The organism is Acinetobacter sp. I-MWF (assembly GCF_025433935.1).
Taxonomy (GTDB): Bacteria; Pseudomonadota; Gammaproteobacteria; order Pseudomonadales; family Moraxellaceae; genus Acinetobacter; species Acinetobacter guillouiae.
In genome coordinates this window covers 55,983-56,254 of sequence record NZ_JAMBAR010000001.1, presented here as the reverse complement: position 1 = coordinate 56,254, position 272 = coordinate 55,983, and the positions used below count along the sequence as shown (strand labels likewise).

Sequence of the window (272 nt, the reverse complement as noted above, 5' to 3'; positions counted from 1 at the left end):
AATATTTGATGTATTCGTTGCGATATTTGACGTATTGGTTGCGATGTCTTTGCTATTCTGAGCTACATTCTGGTTTGTCGTATAAAGCTGACTACCATTGATTGCATCTGTTGAGTTTGCAGAAACATCACCCGCTTTAAAATATGACAGCGTTGTACCTGTAGAGCCACAGACAAAGCACCCTTTAACTGTAGTTGTGGCGTTGTAGTATTTCACTGACTAATTATCTTTGGATGTGTGTTGTCCTGCCATAGCTTCTATTTGTCTTTTGT

1 protein-coding gene is annotated in these 272 nt (G+C 39.0%); it reads right to left on the bottom strand.

The features are described from left to right. On the bottom strand, positions 1-216 hold a 216-nt coding region (locus M2R48_RS00250; RefSeq protein WP_262084748.1), incomplete at its 3' end, for a hypothetical protein. Positions 217-272: the final 56 nt, after the last annotated feature.